Annotated in this window: 20 protein-coding genes; all 20 read left to right on the forward strand. The window is 30.9% G+C overall.

The genetic code is table 11. The annotated features are described in order from the left end of the window. Positions 1 to 117: 117 nt before the first annotated feature. Positions 118 to 990 (forward strand): LysR family transcriptional regulator, encoded by an 873-nt coding sequence (locus DMR38_RS05895; RefSeq protein ID WP_127720425.1) that lies wholly within the window; start codon positions 118 to 120, stop codon positions 988 to 990. Positions 991 to 1,337: 347 nt separating this feature from the next. Beyond that, positions 1,338 to 2,249, forward strand: coding sequence for a DegV family protein (locus DMR38_RS05900; protein WP_127720426.1), 912 nt, complete (start codon positions 1,338 to 1,340; stop codon positions 2,247 to 2,249). 219 nt (positions 2,250 to 2,468) lie between these two features. Continuing rightward, on the forward strand, positions 2,469 to 3,647 hold the full coding sequence (locus tag DMR38_RS05905) for an ATP phosphoribosyltransferase regulatory subunit (protein ID WP_127720427.1): 1,179 nt from the start codon (positions 2,469 to 2,471) through the stop codon (positions 3,645 to 3,647). A 15-nt stretch (positions 3,648 to 3,662) separates the two neighbouring features. Further along, positions 3,663 to 4,322 (forward strand): ATP phosphoribosyltransferase, encoded by a 660-nt coding sequence (hisG, locus tag DMR38_RS05910; protein ID WP_127720428.1) that lies wholly within the window; start codon positions 3,663 to 3,665, stop codon positions 4,320 to 4,322. A gap of 11 nt (positions 4,323 to 4,333) precedes the next feature. Next, positions 4,334 to 5,638 carry a histidinol dehydrogenase gene (hisD, locus tag DMR38_RS05915; RefSeq protein WP_127720429.1) on the forward strand — a complete coding sequence of 435 codons (1,305 nt, stop codon included), beginning with the start codon at positions 4,334 to 4,336 and terminating at the stop codon, positions 5,636 to 5,638. A gap of 29 nt (positions 5,639 to 5,667) precedes the next feature. Next, positions 5,668 to 6,252, forward strand: a complete 585-nt coding sequence (gene hisB, locus DMR38_RS05920; protein WP_127720430.1) for an imidazoleglycerol-phosphate dehydratase HisB — start codon at positions 5,668 to 5,670, stop codon at positions 6,250 to 6,252. A 116-nt stretch (positions 6,253 to 6,368) separates the two neighbouring features. Continuing rightward, positions 6,369 to 6,977 carry an imidazole glycerol phosphate synthase subunit HisH gene (gene hisH, locus DMR38_RS05925; RefSeq protein WP_127720431.1) on the forward strand — a complete coding sequence of 203 codons (609 nt, stop codon included), beginning with the start codon at positions 6,369 to 6,371 and terminating at the stop codon, positions 6,975 to 6,977. Between the two features lie 25 nt (positions 6,978 to 7,002). Further along, positions 7,003 to 7,716: a 1-(5-phosphoribosyl)-5-[(5-phosphoribosylamino)methylideneamino]imidazole-4-carboxamide isomerase gene (gene hisA / locus DMR38_RS05930; protein ID WP_127720432.1), complete on the forward strand. Its 714-nt coding sequence runs from the start codon at positions 7,003 to 7,005 to the stop codon at positions 7,714 to 7,716. A gap of 27 nt (positions 7,717 to 7,743) precedes the next feature. Then, positions 7,744 to 8,817, forward strand: coding sequence for a histidinol-phosphate transaminase (hisC, locus tag DMR38_RS05935; RefSeq protein WP_127720433.1), 1,074 nt, complete (start codon positions 7,744 to 7,746; stop codon positions 8,815 to 8,817). Positions 8,818 to 8,821: 4 nt separating this feature from the next. Beyond that, positions 8,822 to 9,583 (forward strand): imidazole glycerol phosphate synthase subunit HisF, encoded by a 762-nt coding sequence (hisF, locus tag DMR38_RS05940; protein WP_127720434.1) that lies wholly within the window; start codon positions 8,822 to 8,824, stop codon positions 9,581 to 9,583. A gap of 23 nt (positions 9,584 to 9,606) precedes the next feature. Then, complete coding sequence (gene hisI / locus DMR38_RS05945) at positions 9,607 to 9,936, forward strand: phosphoribosyl-AMP cyclohydrolase (protein WP_175412933.1); 330 nt, start codon at positions 9,607 to 9,609, stop codon at positions 9,934 to 9,936. 21 nt (positions 9,937 to 9,957) lie between these two features. Further along, entirely contained in the window at positions 9,958 to 10,293 is a 336-nt protein-coding gene (gene hisE, locus DMR38_RS05950) for a phosphoribosyl-ATP diphosphatase (protein ID WP_127720436.1), read from the forward strand. 246 nt (positions 10,294 to 10,539) lie between these two features. Then, entirely contained in the window at positions 10,540 to 11,175 is a 636-nt protein-coding gene (locus DMR38_RS05955) for a phosphatase PAP2 family protein (protein ID WP_243124464.1), read from the forward strand. Further along, positions 11,121 to 11,816, forward strand: coding sequence for a response regulator transcription factor (locus DMR38_RS05960; RefSeq protein WP_127720438.1), 696 nt, complete (start codon positions 11,121 to 11,123; stop codon positions 11,814 to 11,816). The genes DMR38_RS05955 and DMR38_RS05960 overlap by 55 nt, the downstream gene beginning before the upstream one ends. Further along, a complete protein-coding gene (locus DMR38_RS05965; RefSeq protein WP_127720439.1) occupies positions 11,806 to 13,317 on the forward strand; it encodes a HAMP domain-containing sensor histidine kinase in 1,512 nt (503 codons plus the stop codon). Before DMR38_RS05960 ends, DMR38_RS05965 begins: the two co-directional genes overlap by 11 nt. Positions 13,318 to 13,400: 83 nt before the next feature. Then, positions 13,401 to 13,994, forward strand: a complete 594-nt coding sequence (locus DMR38_RS05970; protein ID WP_127720440.1) for a hypothetical protein — start codon at positions 13,401 to 13,403, stop codon at positions 13,992 to 13,994. A gap of 132 nt (positions 13,995 to 14,126) precedes the next feature. After that, a complete protein-coding gene (locus DMR38_RS05975) occupies positions 14,127 to 15,050 on the forward strand; it encodes an AEC family transporter (RefSeq protein WP_127720441.1) in 924 nt (307 codons plus the stop codon). 14 nt (positions 15,051 to 15,064) lie between these two features. Then, positions 15,065 to 15,838 (forward strand): histidinol phosphate phosphatase, encoded by a 774-nt coding sequence (locus DMR38_RS05980; RefSeq protein WP_127720442.1) that lies wholly within the window; start codon positions 15,065 to 15,067, stop codon positions 15,836 to 15,838. Positions 15,839 to 15,841: 3 nt separating this feature from the next. Then, positions 15,842 to 16,336 carry a flavin reductase family protein gene (locus tag DMR38_RS05985; RefSeq protein ID WP_127720443.1) on the forward strand — a complete coding sequence of 165 codons (495 nt, stop codon included), beginning with the start codon at positions 15,842 to 15,844 and terminating at the stop codon, positions 16,334 to 16,336. A 353-nt stretch (positions 16,337 to 16,689) separates the two neighbouring features. Beyond that, entirely contained in the window at positions 16,690 to 19,254 is a 2,565-nt protein-coding gene (locus tag DMR38_RS05990; RefSeq protein ID WP_127720444.1) for a glycyl radical protein, read from the forward strand. Positions 19,255 to 19,372: the final 118 nt, after the last annotated feature.

The following is a 19,372-nucleotide window of genomic DNA, read 5'->3' on the forward strand; positions in this document are numbered from 1 at the left end:
TTCTCCTTTACTGTTGCTTTTTATATAAATCTAATGTAACATAAGTTATGTTATTTGTTAAATTGATGTTTTGAATTTAACTCATTAAAAATATTGATATGTTATAAAGGGAGATTTATGGAATTTAAAAATTTAATTAGTTTTAAGATAATTGCAGAGTTAAAAAGTTTTAGCAAAGCAGCTCTTGTCCTTGGATATGCGCAATCCACTATTACCTTTCACATAAAACAGTTAGAAACAGAATTAGGTGTTTCTCTTTTTGACAGGATTGGCAATAATATTCGGCTTACTAATTCCGGTCATATTTTATTAGAATATACACACAGAATATTGTCTTTGTCTGATGAGGCAAAGCATGCAATCGTTCAAAATTCTTCTCCTTCTGGAATGCTCCGAATTGCTGGAATCAGTTCTCTCTGTGCCAATATGCTACCTCGATTGATAAAACAATATAATGAAGCATTTCCTAGTGTCACTATTTCAGCAACAACAGCATCCAAATTACAAGTACTTGAAATGGTGAATGACGGATCAGCTGATATTGGGCTTTATATGGATTTTGAAATTCCGCCAAAAGATACTTATACAGCAGTCCATATAGAAAATCCAATTTACTTTATCTGTTCTGCTAAAAATGTGTTATGTAGCAAAAACCTTCTTTCTGTAAAAGAATTAGAAGGAATTCCGTTTATTGCCACCGAACCCCAATGCAGCTACCGTGGATTATTAACGAAATTATTTACTAAAAATAATATTATGCCTTCTATCATATTTGAATCTGAAAATACAGAGGTCATAAAACGCTTTGTTCAATCAGATTTAGGAATTTCCTTTTTACCTGAAATAGCTGTTAGGGAAGAACTGGCTGCTCACAAACTATATAAGTTAAATATTATAAATAGTATTCCAACCACATATATAAACGTAATTCATAAAAATAACCAATGGATTACCCCTGCAATACGAGAGTTTTTTAACTTATTTAATTAATGCTTAATAACATAATGTAAACTATAGTACTTTTCTGCATTTCACGATGAATATACTAGTAGTCTGGTATTGAACTCCCTCTAAGGAAGAGCAAAAATATTACTAATTATATTGGTAGTATGCTAAATATCAATTTTAAAAATGCTTATGCAGAAGTGGCTTGTCTTTCAAATGCCCATTTATATTACAAATTTCTTATATTGAGTATTAGACAATCTCACCTATAATTTTTAGACTATACTTCAACACTATATTAAAACATGGACTTAACTTTAAAGAAACCCTATAACTGTCAAATTGACATATGCTAGTGTGGTCAATATACTATATTTTTGGTATAATATTATATGGAAACATATGTAAAATACATTATATTGGGGGAGATATTGGTGGCAGTACCTATAATTATGACGGATGCATCCTGTGATTTGCCAGGAAACTTTATGGAAAAAAATAATATACCATTTTTGGGGTTGATGTGTCACTTTAAAAACAAAGATTATGAGGATGATTTTGGTAAATCCTTAAGCTATGAGGAATTTTATAAAGGTCTTGAAAATGGAGAAATGCCATATACATCACAGATAAATGAATACAGGTTTACTGAAAAATTTAAAGAATTGCTGAAACAGAAGAGACCTATCATATACATAGGAATGTCATCTGGAATAAGTGGAACTTTTAACAGCTCAAAGCTAGCAAAGGATGCAATTTTAAGCGAATTTGAAGATGCAGATATAACCTTGATAGACAGCAAAGGTTCTTCTATTGGGCTTGGAATTTTAGTATACTACGCCTGTAAAATGGCACAGCAAGGTTTAAGTAAAGATGATATTGTAAATTGGGTGAACAATAATAGGCTAAAGATGAATCATTGGTTTGTAGTAGAGGATTTAAAGCATTTAAAGAGAGGCGGTAGAATATCTTCATCTAAAGCTGTTATAGGTACTCTTTTGGATGTAAAACCTATTATATACATTGAAAATCAAGGAAAACTTAAAAATATAACTAATGTTAGGGGAAGAAAAAAAGCTATAAAATATCTGGTAGAAAGATTTAGAGAAATAGCTGTAGACACTGAAAACCAGGTTATAGGCATATCTCATGGAAATTGTATGGAAGATGCAATGCTTTTAAAAAATATAATAGAGAGAGAGTTTCCAAACAATAAATTTATCATAAACATATTGGGTATGGGTATGGCTGCTCACTGCGGTAGTGGAATGCTTTCACTTTGTTTTTTGGGGAATAAAAGATGATTGTATTGATTAAGGCATTTTTCACTTGTTAGTTCCTTTCAAATATCTAAATAAATATTGCAAATATAAGAAATTACTACTGTATTTAAATTCAGTAGTAAATTTTTTTTGCAAAACATATTGAAATTTTATAAATTAACTGTTATTATATCAATAACGTTTAATTTATCACTACATCGAATTAAAGTGATACTGCAATAAAATAAGGAAGTGATACTTGTGACTAATTGGAAAAAATATATACCTGAGGGAACAAAGGATATCTTGTTTAATGAATGCGCGGAAAAAGTGAAGATAGAAAATATATTAAAAAAAATCTATATACAAAGTGGATTTATGGAAGTAAAGTCACCAACATTAGAATTCTATGATGTGTTTAATGGAGAAAATGCAACTTTGCCGCAGGAAAAGATATATAAATTGATTGATAACCAGGGAAGAATTTTAGCTTTGAGGGCAGATATGACTACCCCTATTGCTAGAATTGCAGGTACAAAATTGAAAGAAGTAGTTCATCCTCTAAGACTTTGTTATACTTCCAATGTGTATAGAGTAAGCGAAAGTTTAAATGGAAAAAATAGTGAGATAACTCAATCTGGTATTGAAATAATAGGCATAGAAGGTATCGGAGGAGATGCTGAAGTTATAGTAACAGGAATAAAATCACTTTTAAGCTGCGGACTTGAGAATTTTAAAGTGGAACTTGGACATGCAGAATTATTTAAAGCACTAGTAGATGGAGTAAATTTGGATTATGAAGAAAGAGAGAAACTTAGAAAGAGTATAAATAATAAAAATTTTACTGCTTTAAATAACGTACTTCTTGAAAACAAAGATAAATTTGAAGAAAGTTCTTTAAAGTCTTTGGAAGAACTTCCTAAGTTATTTGGAGGAATGGAGGTAATTGAAAGAGCCTCTCATCTTATGGAAGATAACAAGAGAGCATTGAAGGCTTTAGAAAGTATAAAAAAGGTGTATGAGATTGTAAAAAGTATTGGTTTTGAAAAATACTTAGCTCTTGATTTAGGAATGGTACACAACATAGATTATTATACTGGCATAATATTTAGAGGTTATACTCATGGGTTTGGAGGAAATATATTAAGTGGAGGAAGATATGATAATTTGATAGCTCAATTTGGAGATAGTCAGCCTGCTACAGGATTTGCAATGGATGTAGATGGAATAATCACTTCACTTGAAGAAAATGGACAGTTATGCTGCGAAAAAAATACTAAGGTTCTTGTATATTATGTGGGAGAAGACTTTGGAAAAGCTTATGAAAAAGCTGAAGGTTTAAGGAATCAGGGGATAGTTGCAGAGTTAAGTCCTTTTAGAGATGAAAATAAAGCAAGAAAATATGCGGATAAAAAGAATATGGAATTTACAAAAATATAGGAGAGTAGAATTGATATGTCAAACATGAAGAGGGTAAAAATAGCTTTAACTAAGGGTAGAATTGAAAAAGAAGCTGTAAATATATTTCAAAGGGCAGGTATAGATTGCAGTGAAGTTATAAATAAAGGCAGGAAACTTATATTTCACAATGAAGAAGACAATATAGATTTTGTACTTGTGAAGGCACCTGACGTGCTCACTTATGTGGAACATGGAGTAGTTGATGTGGGCATAGTTGGAAAAGATACTTTACTGGAACAAAATAGAGATTTTTATGAGATACTGGATTTGGGTTTTGGAAAGTGTAAATTTTCTGTAGCAGGACCTAAAAATTCTAATTTCTATTCCGGGTATAATAGAAAAAAGATTGCTACGAAATACCCCAACGTAGCTAGAAATTATTTTAGAAAATTGGGACAGGATGTGGAAATTATAAAAATAGAAGGTTCTGTGGAATTGGCTCCTATACTGGGACTAGCAGATGCCATAGTTGATATAGTAGAAACTGGAACTACATTAAAGGAAAACGGACTTGTGGTTTATGAAAATATATGTGACATAAGTGCCAGGATGGTAGTAAATGTAGCTAGTATGAAGATGAAGAAAAATGAAATAGAGGACATAATAAATAGAGTTCAAATGCAGATAAAGGTAGGAGACATATTGACAAATTAGGAGGAAAATTCATGGAAGATAAAATTGTAAAGACAGTATATTTAGATACAGAAGAAGGAAGCAAATATTTAAAAAATTTTAGAAATATAGAAGAGAGTATACAGGAAGATGTAACTTTAAAAGTTTCTAAAATACTTGAAGATATAAAGAAAAATGGAGACGAGGCTCTTCTAAAATATACAAATTTATTTGATAGTAAAGAAGTTACTAAAAGTAATATAAAAGTAACGCAAAAAGAAATAGAAAAAGCTTATGAGTTTGTAGAAGATGAGTTTATAGACGCATTAAAAACTGCATCGGAAAACATAAAATTTTTCCATGAAAAGCAGAAGAAAACGTCCTGGATAATTACAAAAGAAGAAGGAGTAGTACTTGGGCAGCAAATTAGAGCACTGGAGAATGTAGGGATATATGTACCAGGGGGAACAGCTGCATATCCATCCTCAGTTTTAATGAATGCAATTCCTGCAAAAGTAGCAGGAGTTAAAAATTTGCAAATGGTAACTCCACCTTCAGAAGATGGAAGTATAAATCCCAATATTTTAGTAGCTGCTGATATAGCTGGAGTAGATGAGATATATAAGGCAGGAGGAGCGCAAGCTGTAGGAGCACTGGCTTTTGGAACAGAAAGTATTTCTAAAGTGGATAAAATAGTGGGACCTGGAAATATATTTGTAGCTATGGCAAAAAAGAGCGTATATGGTCAGGTAGATATAGATATGATAGCAGGGCCAAGTGAAATACTTATAATTGCAGATGAAAGGGCAAAAGCAAAATATGTAGCAGCAGATTTGATGTCACAAGCAGAACATGATGTACTTGCGTCTGCAGTGCTTGTTACAACTTCTAAAGAATTGGCAGGAGAAGTAAAACTGGAGCTTGAAAGACAAGTACAATCCTTGGAAAGAAAGGATATAATACTAAAATCTCTGAAAGATCGCGGAGCTATAATTATAGTAGACAGCATAGAAGAAGGCATAGATGCCGCAAATAAAATAGCTCCAGAACATCTGGAATTATGTGTTCAGGATCCTTTTTCCATACTTGGAGATATAAAAAATGCAGGTTCCATATTTATGGGGGATTTTGCACCGGAACCTCTTGGAGATTATATGGCAGGACCAAATCACGTGCTTCCGACAAGCGGAACAGCTAGGTTTTTTTCTCCCCTTTCTGTAGATGACTTTATAAAAAAATCAAGTTTTACTCGTTATTCAAGGGAAGCTCTTTCAAAAATAGGAGATAAAATTATAAAGCTAGCAGAAACAGAAGGACTTACAGCTCATGCCAATTCAATAAAAGTTAGAATTAAGTAGTAATATTTCATAAAAAGAAGGTGTTTTGTTTGAGGATAGGAGAACTTTCTAGAAAGACCTATGAAACTGATGTAAATGTAAAAATAGATTTAGATGGCAGTGGAAAGTACAATATAGATACGGGAATAGGCTTTTTTAATCATATGTTGTGCATGATAGCAAAACATGGGATGACAGACCTTGATATAGCTGCTAAAGGTGATTTTGATGTGGATTTTCACCACACCATGGAGGACGTAGGAATTGTCATGGGCAAATGTATAAAAGATTCTCTAGGGGATAAAAAAAATATAAAAAGATACGGCACATTTTTTATACCAATGGATGAAAGTCTTTCAATGGTATCTATAGATTTGAGTGGTAGACCTTATTTAGTATTTGATGCTGATTTTAAAACTGAAAAAGTAGGAGAAATGGATACGGAATTGGTAGAAGAATTTTTTAGGGCAGTTGCTTTTAATGCAGAAATGACACTTCATATAAAGGTGATCTACGGAAAAAATACACACCATATGATAGAAGGAATATTTAAGGCATTTGGTCATGCACTTAAAGAAGCAGTATCTATAGACAGCAGTATAAACGGAATAATGTCTACGAAAGGAACTATATAAATAGTTAATAATTAATAGTTAATAATTAATAGTGAGTGGAAAGTCGATGAAGAAAATTATCCATAATTGTGAACTATGCATTGTGCATTGTGAATTGAAGAAAGGGGTGTGTAAAATTGATTTCTATTGTAGATTATGGTATGGGAAATTTAAAGAGTGTTCAAAAAGCACTAAAATATATAGGAACAGATAGCAAGATAACGTCAGATCAGTGTGAAATAGAAAAAAGTGAAGCAATTATACTTCCTGGGGTGGGTGCCTTTCCCGAGGCTATGAAGAATTTGAAAAAGAGAAATTTAGATAAAGTGTTAAAAAAGGAAGCAGGAAGTGGAAAGCCTTTTATGGGAATATGTCTTGGAATGCAGCTCTTATTTGATGTAGGAGAAGAAATAGAAGAGTGTGAAGGATTAGGCCTGATACCAGGGAAAATAACAAAGTTATATGGAGATATAAAGATACCACATATGGGATGGAATAACTTAATAATAGATAAACAGTGTAAAATTTTAGAAGATGTATCTCAAAATAGCTATGTATACTTTGTACATTCATTTTATGGAGAATTAAAATCTAAAGAAAATTTAAATGCCTATAGCACTTATGGGGGAATAAATATACCAGCTGTTGTAAGTAAAGATAATGTTTATGGAGCTCAGTTCCATCCAGAAAAAAGTGGTGACGTAGGTATTGAAATGCTCAAAAATTTTGTAAGGATAACAGCTTAATTGGATAATTTAAGGGGGCTTTTATATGTTGATACTTCCAGCTATAGATTTAAGAAATGGAAAATGTGTTAGATTGTATCAAGGAAAATTTGAAAAATCAGAGATAGTAGGCGAAGATCCAATAAAGGTAGCACTGGGTTTTAAAGAAAGCGGTGCGGAATATATTCATATGGTGGATTTAGATGGGGCACTTGATGGAAAAATAAAAAATATAGAAGCCATATCAAAAGTAATAGACACAAGTAAGATTCCAGTAGAACTTGGTGGAGGTATAAGGGACATAAAAACCATAGATATGCTTATAGAAATAGGAATATCAAGAGTAATACTTGGAACTGCAGCTTTAAAAGATCCTGATTTTGTAAAAAAAGCACTAAAAAAATATGGAGAAAAAATAGCAGTTGGAATAGATGCAAAAAATGAGAAAGTTGCAGTGAATGGATGGCTTAATGTAAGCAGTGTCAATTACATAGATTTTGCAAAACAAATGGAGGACATAGGAGTTAAAACTATTATTTTTACGGATATAAGTAAAGACGGAACTTTAAAGGGACCTAATTTAGACCAACTCTTTAAAATTCAAAACAGTGTAAGCTGCAGGATAATAGCTTCTGGAGGAATAAAAAACATAGGTGATTTGAAAGATATAAGTAAAATGGGCATTTACGGTGCTATTACAGGCAAAGCTATATATTCTGGAAATATAGATTTAAAAAAAGCCATAGAAATTTGCAAATAAAAATTACGGTAGAAGGTGGAATGAATTATGAGTAAGTATTGGAGTGAAATTACAAAAAGTGTAGAACCTTATGTGTGTGGTGAACAACCTAAGGATAAAAAATATGTTAAGTTAAATACCAATGAAAGTCCTTACCCACCATCCCCTAAGGTAATTGAGGCAATAAAAAATGCTGCAGATGAAGATTTGAGGTTGTACCCAGATCCAGATTGTGATCAGTTAAGGGACGTTATTTCTAAATACTATAGTTTAAATAAAAATCAAGTTTTTATAGGAAATGGGTCTGACGAGGTTCTGGCTATGTCTTTTTTAACATTTTTTAATAAGGATGAAACTATAATTTTTCCAGATATAAGTTACAGTTTTTATCCTGTTTATGCTAATTTATATAATTTAAATTATAAGCTTGCAAAATTAAATGAAGATTTTTCAATTCCATTTCAAGAATTTCTAACTGAAAATGGAGGAATAATAATCCCAAATCCCAATGCACCTACAGGAAGGTGTCTTGAAACTAAAAAAATTGAAGAAATTTTAGAATATAATCAAAATAAAGTAGTCATAATTGATGAAGCTTATGTGGATTTTGGAGGAAACTCTGTAGTTGGTCTTATAAAAAACTACCCTAATCTTTTGGTAGTACAGACATTGTCTAAATCACGTTCTTTAGCTGGAATTCGTGTGGGATTTGCACTTGGACAAGAAGATCTCATAAATGGACTAAATAGAATAAAGAATTCTTTTAATTCCTATACTGTAGATAGAGTTTCAAATGCAGCAGCAATAGCAGCTTTTAAAGACCAGGATTATTTTGAAAAATGTGTTAATAAAGTAATAAACACGAGAGAAACAACTGTAAATAAATTGGGAAAAATGGGCTTTAATATCATACCTTCAAAATCAAATTTCATTTTTGTAAGCCATGTCAAATATGCTGCAAAAGAACTTTTTACAAAGTTAAGGGAAAAAGGAGTTCTTGTAAGATATTTTAACAAGGATAGAATAGACAATTACTTAAGGGTAAGTATAGGATCAGATGAAGATATGAAGTTTTTTATAGATAAAATTAAAGAAATAATAGATGATATAGAGAGGAGCTAAGATTTTGCTTACAAAAAGAATAGTTCCATGTTTAGATGTGAATATGGGAAAGGTTGTTAAGGGAATAAACTTTGTTGATCTGCAAGATGTAGGAGATCCTGTTGAAATAGCTGAACATTATAATAGACAGGGAGCAGATGAAATAGTATTTTTGGATATTACAGCTACTCATGAAAAGAGAAAAACCATAATTGATTTAGTAGAAAGAACTGCAGAAAAAGTGTTCATACCTCTTACAGTAGGTGGTGGAATATCTCAGATAGATGATTTTAAAAATATACTTAGAGCAGGTGCAGATAAAATATCAATAAATTCTTCTGCTATAAGAAATCCTAACTTAATATATGAGGCAGCAGACAAATTTGGATCACAGTGTGTAGTAGTTGCAGTGGATGCTAAAAAAAGGGATTCAGGAAATGGTTGGGATGTATTTATAGAAGGCGGAAGAAAAAATACAGGAATAGATGCACTAAGGTGGATTAAAAAGGCAGAAAGTTTGGGAGCAGGTGAAATACTTTTAACTAGCATGGATGCGGATGGTACTAAAAATGGATATGATATAGAACTTACAACAACTGTAACTAATCTAGTAAATATTCCAGTAATAGCTTCAGGAGGATGCGGCTCTTTAAATGACTTCTATGATGTATTTAATGATGCAGGAGCAGATGCAGCCCTTGCAGCTTCACTTTTCCACTATGGAGAGCTTACTGTAGGTGAAGTTAAACAATATTTGAAAACTAAGGATATACCAGTGAGGTTGTAAAAAATATGTACAAAGGTGAAAATATGGAGAAAGAAATTTTAAAAAACATAGATTTTAAAAAGGGAAAGGGACTTGTACCTACAATTGTTCAGGACTTTCAAAATGGAGAAGTACTTATGATGGCATATATGAATGAGGAATCATTAAAAAGAACGATGGAAACAGGAAAGACTTGGTTTTTTAGTAGATCTAGAAATGAACTTTGGAATAAGGGAGCTACTTCGGGACATTATCAAAATGTGAAAAGTATAAGTGTAGACTGTGATTATGACACAATTTTAATAAAGGTTGAGCAAATAGGAGCAGCTTGTCACACAGGGAACAGGAGCTGTTTTTATAGAAAATTATATTAAATTTGAAAGGGGAGTATTTTTATGGAATTTCAAAGTATACTGGAGCAATTGAGTAAAGTTATAGAGGATAGAAAGTTAGATCCTATAGAAGGTTCTTATACGAGCTATTTATTTAAGGAAGGTTTGGATAAGATACTAAAAAAAGTAGGGGAAGAAAGTTCAGAAGTTATAATTGCAAGCAAAAATAATGATAAAAAAGAGGAAGTTTATGAAATATGTGATTTGATATATCACCTTTTAGTTTTAATGTCAAATCAAAATATAACTTTAGATGACTTATCAGAAGAACTTGGTAAGAGAAGACAAAAAATATGTAATAAAAAACCTGAAAGAAAAATTATAGAAGGAATACACTAGTATAGAGGTTCTAGACGAAAAATCAACTTATGCTGCGAATATTTGCAGCATAAGTTGGTTTTTTGTTTATAAATTTTATGAGTAATTTTATAATTTAAGAAAATTTTAAGAATTTAATTAACAAATATTAAGAAATTTTTTCTATAATAATAAGTATAGAATGTTATATAATGATTTTAGAAAGTTAGGTATTTAAATTTGAGAGTTGGTGTTGCATTGAAGCGTTTAAAATTAAATTTACTACCATTGAGTTTACTACTAATTATACCTGCGATAAATGTGTCCTATGGTCTGCTAAATAATACAATTAGAGGATGTCATAGTTTAGTTACTAGTTTAGATATAGCCATTCCATTTATAAAACAATTTATAATTGCATATTGGATGTGGTTTCCATTTATGTTTATATCGCTAGTATATCTGTGTTTTAATTATAGGAATAGTTATTATAAATGTGTGATAACCATGGTTATAGGTATGATTACATGTTATATAATCTATTTTTTCTTTCAGACCACGGTGCCAAGGCCTGTTGTTAGTGAAAATGATATTTTTTCCCGTGCTGTAAGGTTTACTTATAGCTGGGATAAACCTTTTAATTGTTTTCCAAGCATACATGTGCTTGCAAGTTATATAATAATGATAGCATCAAGAAAATTGGATAAAAAACCTTTTATAAAATTTGCTATGAATTTTATGGGCATATCTGTAATAGTGTCTACCCAGTTTGTAAAACAGCATGTGATTTTAGATTTGATTTTTGCTATACTATTGGCAGAGATAATCTATAGGTTTGTTGCTGGTTTCATTTTGGAAAGGGGACTAATATGGAAAAAGAAATTGTGTTGGTGGTTGACGATGAAAAAGAAATTAGAGACTTAGTTGAGATATATTTAGTAAATGAAGGATACAGAGTATTAAAAGCTTCCAACGGTTTAGAAGCTATACAGATTTCAAATGATACTGAAGTTGATTTAGTAATTTTAGATGTAATGATGCCTAAAATGGATGGAATTGAAGTTTGCATGAGAATGAGAAAAAGCAAAAATATGCCTATAATAATGTTGTCAGCTAAAAGCCAGGATTTGGACAAAATATTAGGTCTTACTACGGGAGCCGATGATTATGTAGTAAAACCTTTTAATCCTCTTGAGCTTGTAGCCAGGGTAAAATCTCAACTGAGAAGGTATAAAAGGCTAAATATACCTAAAAAGGTTGACCAGGAGATAATTGAAGTAGATGACTTAGTTATAAACACTAAAAATCACCAAGTAAAAGTTGGTAACAAGGATGTAAAACTCACTCCAAGAGAATTTGAAATTTTAGAACTTTTATCTTCAAATAGGGGTGTAGTGTTTAGTATAGAAAAGATTTATGAATCTGTATGGAAACAGGATTTTTTTGAATCTGATAATACTGTAATGGTACATATAAGAAAAATAAGGGAAAAGATAGAGGAAAATCCGAGAAGACCTCGTTTTATAAAGACCATTTGGGGGGTGGGATATAAAGTTGAAAAATGATTTTAAAATATCTTTAGAATCTAGCTTGAGTAAAATGAAAAACAGTATAAGGCTGGAGCTTATATTTGTATTTGCCCTCTGTTTTGTCACGTCTGCTGCACTTGGAAAAGGAGCAGGCGTTTTTTTGCAAAATAGGAATATCACTGCTAGAGTAGATTATAGTAAAGGGATAGATAGGATGTCTGTAAACGGCAACTTAATAGGGGATGAAATAAAGAGTAAAAGTATAAGTATAGATGATAAGGATAAAATACAAAAAATTATAGATAGTTGTAATGATACCTCAGATTTGGAAAAGATAATGATTACGGATTTAAATGGAAAAGTTTTGTACAAATCAAATAATGCAGACGAAACACAAATAGATGTATATACCACTATAAAGAATTCTATAAAAAACTCTCTTGAAATGATGAAAAATATTCAAAATATATATGGAACTAGTAAGGGTAATGAAATAAGTAAAAATAGAGAATATATCAGTTTTTATCCTATAAATTTTAGTGATGGAAAAGCTTATTTAGTCATTAAGGGTATGCCCCAATATGAAATAATTTATGAAAAAAGATACAATCCCATTCCTGGGACAATTGTATCTTTTATATCATTTCTAACAATGTTTTATTTTATAACTAATAAAAAAATGAAATATATAGAAAATATATCTTCTGGACTTATAGAAATATCAAGGGGAAATTTAGATTATAGAATAAAGAGTCAGGGAAGAGATGAATTGGCTTTGCTGTCAAATAATATAAATTTTATGGCAGAAGAGCTAAATAATAAAATGAAAGTTGAAAGGGAAGAGGAGAGAATAAAAAATGAACTCATAACTAATGTATCTCATGATTTAAGAACACCACTTACTTCTATTAAAGGGTATTTAGCTCTTATTAAAGATAAAAGATATGAGGATGAAACACAAATGAAACAATATATTAATATTGCTTACAATAAATCTGAAAAGTTAGAAGAATTAATAAATGATCTGTTTGAATACACTAAACTTACCAATAATGCAGTTAATTTAAATAGGCAGAGTATATCCTTAAATGGATTACTAGAACAACTTATAGAAGAATTGGTTCCGATTTGTGAAGAGACAGGGGTAACTATTACAAGAAATTTTCCAAAACACAAATTTCTTGTTTATTTAGATCCGAATAAAACTGCAAGAGTGTTTGAAAATTTATTTATAAATGCTATAAGATATAGCATAAAACCAGGAGATGTAGAAGTTTCATTGAAAGAACAAAAAGGTGGTGCAGTAATCTCTATAAAAAACAAGTGTGAGCCTGTAAGTAAAGAAGAAGTTGATAAGTTATTTGATAGGTTTTATAGAGTGGATAAATCAAGATCTTCTAATACAGGAGGAAGTGGGCTTGGACTTGCTATTGCTAAAAGTATAGTGGAAATTCAAGGTGGAAAAATAAAGGCAGAATATTCTTCTGGTTATATGATATTTGATGTAATTTTTAATTTGGCAAATAGTAGGTCATAGAAACAATATCTTACATGAATTACATTCAAATTTATATTATAATGGATTATAATATAAATATGGGTTTTAAAGGAGGAATATAAATGGATAAAATTACCTTATTAGATGAACTGGTAGAAGTAGCTGCAAAACCTGTACTTCAAGTCAGAAATTATTGGCATGCTAGTGTGTACAATGTTTTGAAGGCAAAGAAGGACTCTATAAACGATGACAACAAATATTTTTTAGAATTAAAGGCTGATATTTTGAGTATAAAAAGGCTTTGGAAGGAAGAACTAGATACTCTACATTCTTGGGGTAAAAAACAAGATATGCCTTCTACATCGGAAATAAGTGAAACAATTTCAAATATGGAAAGCAAATGTGAAACAGAAGTATTAAATGGAAAAGCGGTTTTTAAAAATGGAGATGAACCAGATAAAGATGATTTACAATTTCTAGAGAGATATAGTTCCATAAAAAACATAAACGAAAGATTGACCTATATGGAAGAAGATTATCTATATTGTCGTATAAGGGATTATATAGTATTGAATATATATCAATTTTTATCTCAAAACGGGGAATTTGCAATTAATATATTAAAAGATGACACTGATGAAGTTATAAAAAAAATGTCGGACTTAATTTCAAAGTATGCAGATCGGGGAATGTATGCTGACATGGAGGAAGATTAATATTAATGTACTTAAATCTAGGGGCAGCAAAAGGCATTTTTAAAGAAATAACTAGCTAGTCAGTATGTTTGTCTATTTTTTATCATGCTGCATAGGTAGGTTTCTTTCAAATGCCTAATTAGGGGGAAAATTTTGATCGTCAGGGTAATAAACCAAGTAATAATTTTATCACTTATGATGCTTATAGGAGTATTTGCAAAAAAGAAAAATATAATAACTGAAGAAGGAGAAAAAAGTCTGTCGAGTTTTTTAGTCAATATCACTCTTCCGTCACTTCTCATCACCTCCTTTAACTATAGGTATTCAGAAAAGATGATTGCTAATGCAGAAAGTATATTTTTGTATTCAATTATTATTCACATAGTGATTATATTGTTGAGTAAAGTTTGTGCTTATAAATATGAAGATAAAGTAAAGAAAGTAATGAGATTTATTATTATATTTTCTAACAGTGGATTTATGGGATATCCAGTGCTGGAGGGACTTTTTGGAAAAGTGGGAATCTTTTATGGAGCAATTTTTAATATACCTCTTAACATATTTATGTTTAGTGTAGGAATTGCCATATATACAGGTAAAAATGATATTAGAAATATAAAGAATGTAATTTCTAATCCAGTTATAATTTCAACTGTTGTTGGATTTTTAATGTTTGTATTTTCTATAAAACTTCCATATGTTATAGATACCACATTGAGTAGTGTAGGTTCTATGACCACACCGCTTTCTATGATTATAGTAGGAACTATGCTGGCAGGAGTGAAACTGAAAGATATTTTTTCGGGATTCCAGGTATATTATACTTCATTTATGAGATTGATATTAGTGCCTCTAGTTACTGTTTTACTCTTGAAACTTATGAAGGCAGATAGTTTTATGATTCAAATGTGTGCTGTAATTGAAGCAATGCCATCAGCTGTTCTAGCTTCTGTGCTTGCACAGCAGTATGGAGCAGATAATAAATTGGCAGCTAGAAGCGTTTTTATAACTACTATAATTTCAATGATTACTATCCCTATTGTAGTTATATTTATACAATTTCTAACTAAAGTTTGAAGGAGGGTTACATATTGTTTGATACACACGTACATACTAATTTTTCTACGGATTCTGATATGAAAATAGAAGAAGCTATAAAATCTGCAAAAGAAAAAGGTATATCTTTTATAACAACAGAACATATGGATATCAATTTTCCAAAAGAAGGTCTGTTTTGTTTTAACGTAGATGAATATTTAAACAAGTATTTAAAATATAGAAATGACAACCTACTTCTCGGCATAGAGCTTGGAATGAAGGAGGATTGTTTAGAACAAAGCAGAAAGTTAATAAAGGATAATTCTTTTGACTATGTAATTGGATCTATACATTTAGTGGAGAACTTAGATCTCTATTATTCAGATTATTATGAAGGCAAAAGTAAAAAAGAAGCTTATTTTAAATATTTGGAGGATATGCTAAAGAATTTAAAACAATTTGAGTTTATAGATAGTCTGGGTCACATTGATTATATAGCTAGGTATGCTAAATTTGAGGATAAAGAATTATACTACAGTGATTTTCCAGATGTAATAGATGAGATATTCAAAGTGGTCATAGATAAAGAAAAATGTTTGGAGTTAAATACCAGGAGAATTAAAAATAAAAATTCAATAAAAAATATGTTGGAAATATATAAAAGATTTAATGAATTAGGAGGAAAATATATAACAGTAGGGTCTGATGCCCATAATTTAGATTCCATGGGAAGTAACTTTAGGGAAGCAGTAGAAATTGCCAGAAGGTGTAATTTAAAAATAGTATATTTTAAAAATAGAAAAGAAGAGTATGATAAAGAGGTGTAGATTATGGATTTTACAAATAATTCGGCTGAAGTAATCAAGCAATTAGATAAAGAAGGAGCTTTCCTTACAAGTAAATATAATGGGAAAGTAAATACTATGACAATAGGATGGGGAAGCATAGGTTTTGTATGGAGGAAACCTGTGTTCACTGTGCTTGTGAGACAATCCAGATATACTAAGGAGTTTATAGAAAATAGCGGTAATTTTACAGTAAGTGTTCCTTTTAGAAGTGATATGAAGAAGGCCCTTGCAATATGTGGAACTAAATCTGGTAGGAATATAGATAAATTCAAGGTGTGTAATTTGCAGCTTAATTCAGGTAGAAGTGTAGATAGCCCGGTAATAGCAGGATGTGACATGTATTATGAATGTAAGATTATATATAAACAGGATATGAAAAAAGAACTTTTGACAAAGGAAGTAGATTTAAATTGTTATCTTGATGGAGATTATCATACAGTTTATTATGGAGAAATAGTAAATTGCTATGAAAAATAAAGTTCTCATTGTAAAGATATTTAATTTTTATAGGTAAAACATATGTTGTATAAGTACTATGAGTTCATACATAGTATTTATACAGTATGTGTTTTATTTTTTTAGTTAGAAACTATATAAGTTAGATTTCTATTTTACAGAATTAAAGTTATTAACTTAAAACTCTTCTATTATAAGTAGAGGAATATTGTTGTGTAAATTTTTTATATATCAAAATAATACATCATATTCAAATCTATATAATACAAAAACAGGTCGAAATAATCAAAAAAAGATAGGAACTTTAAGAATAAAATGTAATTATGAAAATGATTAATAAAAGTTATATAAAATTAATTAAGGGGGTTGTTTAATTGAATGATGTTTTAAACAAACTTTATACTGCAAATCAAAGTAAAAGAATAGAAAAATTAACTAACGATTTATACTCGGTAACTCCTGAAATCGAAGCGCAAAGAGCAGTTTTAATAACGGAATCTTTTAAGGAAACTGAAGCTTATCCTATGATTATTAGAAGAGCTAAAGCTTTAGAAAAAATACTAAATGAAATGGATATAGTTATTCGTGATGAAGAACTTATTGTAGGAAATTTAACTAAAAAACCTAGGGCGGCTTCAATATTTCCGGAATTTTCAAACAAGTGGCTTTTAGAGGAATTTGATACTCTTGCAAAAAGAACTGGTGATGTATTCCTTATTAGTGAAGATGTAAAATCACAACTTAGAGAAGTATTTAAATATTGGGATGGAAAAACAACAAATGAGCTTGCAACAGAGTATATGTTTTCAGAAACGAAGGAAGCAATGGAAGCAGGGGTATTTACTGTTGGAAATTATTACTTCAATGGTATAGGTCATATTTCTGTAGATTATGCAAAAGTATTATCTAAAGGATTTAACGGTATAATTGAAGATGCGGAAAGTGAAAAGGCTAAAGCAGATAAACAAGATCCAGATTACATAAAGAAGGATCAGTTTTTAACAGCTGTAATCATAACTTCAAAAGCTGTTATTAAATTTGCTAGACGTTTTGCAGAATTAGCTAGAAATTTAGCAAGTCAATCATTGGATTCACGAAGACGTGAAGAGTTAATGCAAATAGCTGAAAATTGTCAGTGGGTACCTGAAAGACCAGCTAGAACATTTTATGAGGCTCTACAATCATTTTGGTTTGTACAATCTATTATTCAGATAGAATCTAATGGACATTCAATTTCACCTATGCGTTTTGACCAATATATGTATCCTTATTTTAAGAAGGATATATCAAACGGACTTATTACACAAGAAAAAGCTCAAGAACTTTTAGATTGTCTATGGGTTAAATTTAATGATGTTAATAAAGTTCGTGATGAAGGATCAACAAAAGCATTTGGTGGATATCCAATGTTCCAGAACTTAATTGTAGGTGGACAAACTATTGATGGAAGAGATGCTACAAATGAGCTTTCATTTATGTGTCTTGAAGCTACTGCACATACCAAGTTACCACAACCGTCAATTTCAATAAGAGCTTGGAACAAAACTCCAGATGAGTTATTATTAAAAGCTGCTGAAGTAACTCGTTTAGGTTTAGGTATGCCAGCTTACTATAATGATGAAGTTATCATCCCTTCTTTGACAAGTCGAGGTCTTACATTAGAAGATGCTAGAGATTATGGTATTATTGGGTGCGTAGAACCTCAAAAAGGTGGAAAGACTGAAGGGTGGCATGATGCTGCATTCTTTAATATTGTAAAGGTATTAGAGATAACTATAAATAATGGTATGGATAATGGAAAACAGATAGGATTAAGAACTGGAGACTTCGCTTCTTTTACATCATTTGAGAAACTATTTGATGCATACAAATTGCAAATGGAATATTTTGTTAAACTTTTAGTTAATGCAGATAACAGCGTAGATCTAGCACACGGAGAGAGAGCACCATTACCATTCTTATCTTCAATGGCAGACGATTGTATAGCTAGAGGAAAATCATTACAAGAAGGAGGAGCGCATTACAACTTTACAGGACCACAAGGAGTAGGAGTTGCAAATGCAGCAGACTCATTAGAAGCTATTAAAAAACTTGTTTTTGAAGACAAAAAAATAAGTTTACAGGATTTAAAGAATGCGTTAGATACTAATTTTGGTGAATGTAAGAAAAGTCCAATGTCTGAACTTGCTAAGAGCATAAATGAAGTGGGTGATATGAAAGGATTAACACCTGAAACTATATTGAAAGTTATTGAGAAATTATTATCAGAAGAAAAGAAAACCTCATTAGAAGGCTTGGAACCGGGTAAAGATATTAACTTAGGTAGTTATGGAAATAAAGAGAGTATTCGCCAAATGCTATTAAATAGAGCACCTAAGTTTGGTAATGACATAGATGAGGTTGATGATTTAGCACGAGAAGCTGCATTAATTTACTGTAATGAAGTTGAAAAATACACTAATCCACGTAATGGTCAATTCCAACCAGGACTTTATCCTGTTTCTGCAAATGTTCCAATGGGATCACAGACAGGAGCAACACCAGATGGAAGAAAAGCTGGGGAACCACTAGCAGATGGTGTATCACCAGTTTCAGGAAGAGATGCAATGGGACCAACTGCAGCTGCTAATTCTGTTGCGAAAATAGACCATTGTAAAGCTTCAAATGGTACATTATTTAATCAAAAGTTTCATCCATCTGCTTTAGAAGGTCAGACTGGCTTACAGAATTTATCTTCTCTAGTAAGAACCTTTTTCGATGAAAAAGGATTACATGTACAATTTAATGTAGTAAGTAGAGAAACGCTTTTAGATGCTCAAAAGAATCCTGAAAATTATAGAAATCTAGTAGTACGTGTAGCTGGATATAGTGCTCACTTTACTTCTTTAGATAAGTCAATTCAGGATGATATTATAAAAAGAACAGAACATACTTTTTAGTCAGTTTGGTTCCATATATGTTGAGGAAGGGTTTTTACTACTTCCTCATTTTTAAATTAGTAAAAGAGAGTTAGTTGTAAAGTTTTTTATAGAGCAGCTTTTTATAGGAGGAAAAGTT

It is taken from the genome of Clostridium sp. AWRP (genome assembly GCF_004006395.2).
GTDB lineage: Bacteria > Bacillota > Clostridia > Clostridiales > Clostridiaceae > Clostridium_B.

What these genes read in the sequence shown, in the direction of transcription:
- hisG (WP_127720428.1), top strand. Translation starts at nt 3,663, where the DNA reads ATGTCAAACATGAAGAGGGTAAAAATAGCTTTAACTAAGGGTAGAATT.
- hisC (WP_127720433.1), top strand. Translation starts at nt 7,744, where the DNA reads ATGAGTAAGTATTGGAGTGAAATTACAAAAAGTGTAGAACCTTATGTG.
- hisA (WP_127720432.1), top strand. Translation starts at nt 7,003, where the DNA reads ATGTTGATACTTCCAGCTATAGATTTAAGAAATGGAAAATGTGTTAGA.
- DMR38_RS05985 (WP_127720443.1), top strand. Translation starts at nt 15,842, where the DNA reads ATGGATTTTACAAATAATTCGGCTGAAGTAATCAAGCAATTAGATAAA.
- DMR38_RS05895 (WP_127720425.1), top strand. Translation starts at nt 118, where the DNA reads ATGGAATTTAAAAATTTAATTAGTTTTAAGATAATTGCAGAGTTAAAA.
- DMR38_RS05960 (WP_127720438.1), top strand. Translation starts at nt 11,121, where the DNA reads ATGGAAAAAGAAATTGTGTTGGTGGTTGACGATGAAAAAGAAATTAGA.
- hisE (WP_127720436.1), top strand. Translation starts at nt 9,958, where the DNA reads ATGGAATTTCAAAGTATACTGGAGCAATTGAGTAAAGTTATAGAGGAT.
- hisI (WP_175412933.1), top strand. Translation starts at nt 9,607, where the DNA reads ATGGAGAAAGAAATTTTAAAAAACATAGATTTTAAAAAGGGAAAGGGA.
- DMR38_RS05970 (WP_127720440.1), top strand. Translation starts at nt 13,401, where the DNA reads ATGGATAAAATTACCTTATTAGATGAACTGGTAGAAGTAGCTGCAAAA.
- hisD (WP_127720429.1), top strand. Translation starts at nt 4,334, where the DNA reads ATGGAAGATAAAATTGTAAAGACAGTATATTTAGATACAGAAGAAGGA.
- DMR38_RS05900 (WP_127720426.1), top strand. Translation starts at nt 1,338, where the DNA reads ATGGAAACATATGTAAAATACATTATATTGGGGGAGATATTGGTGGCA.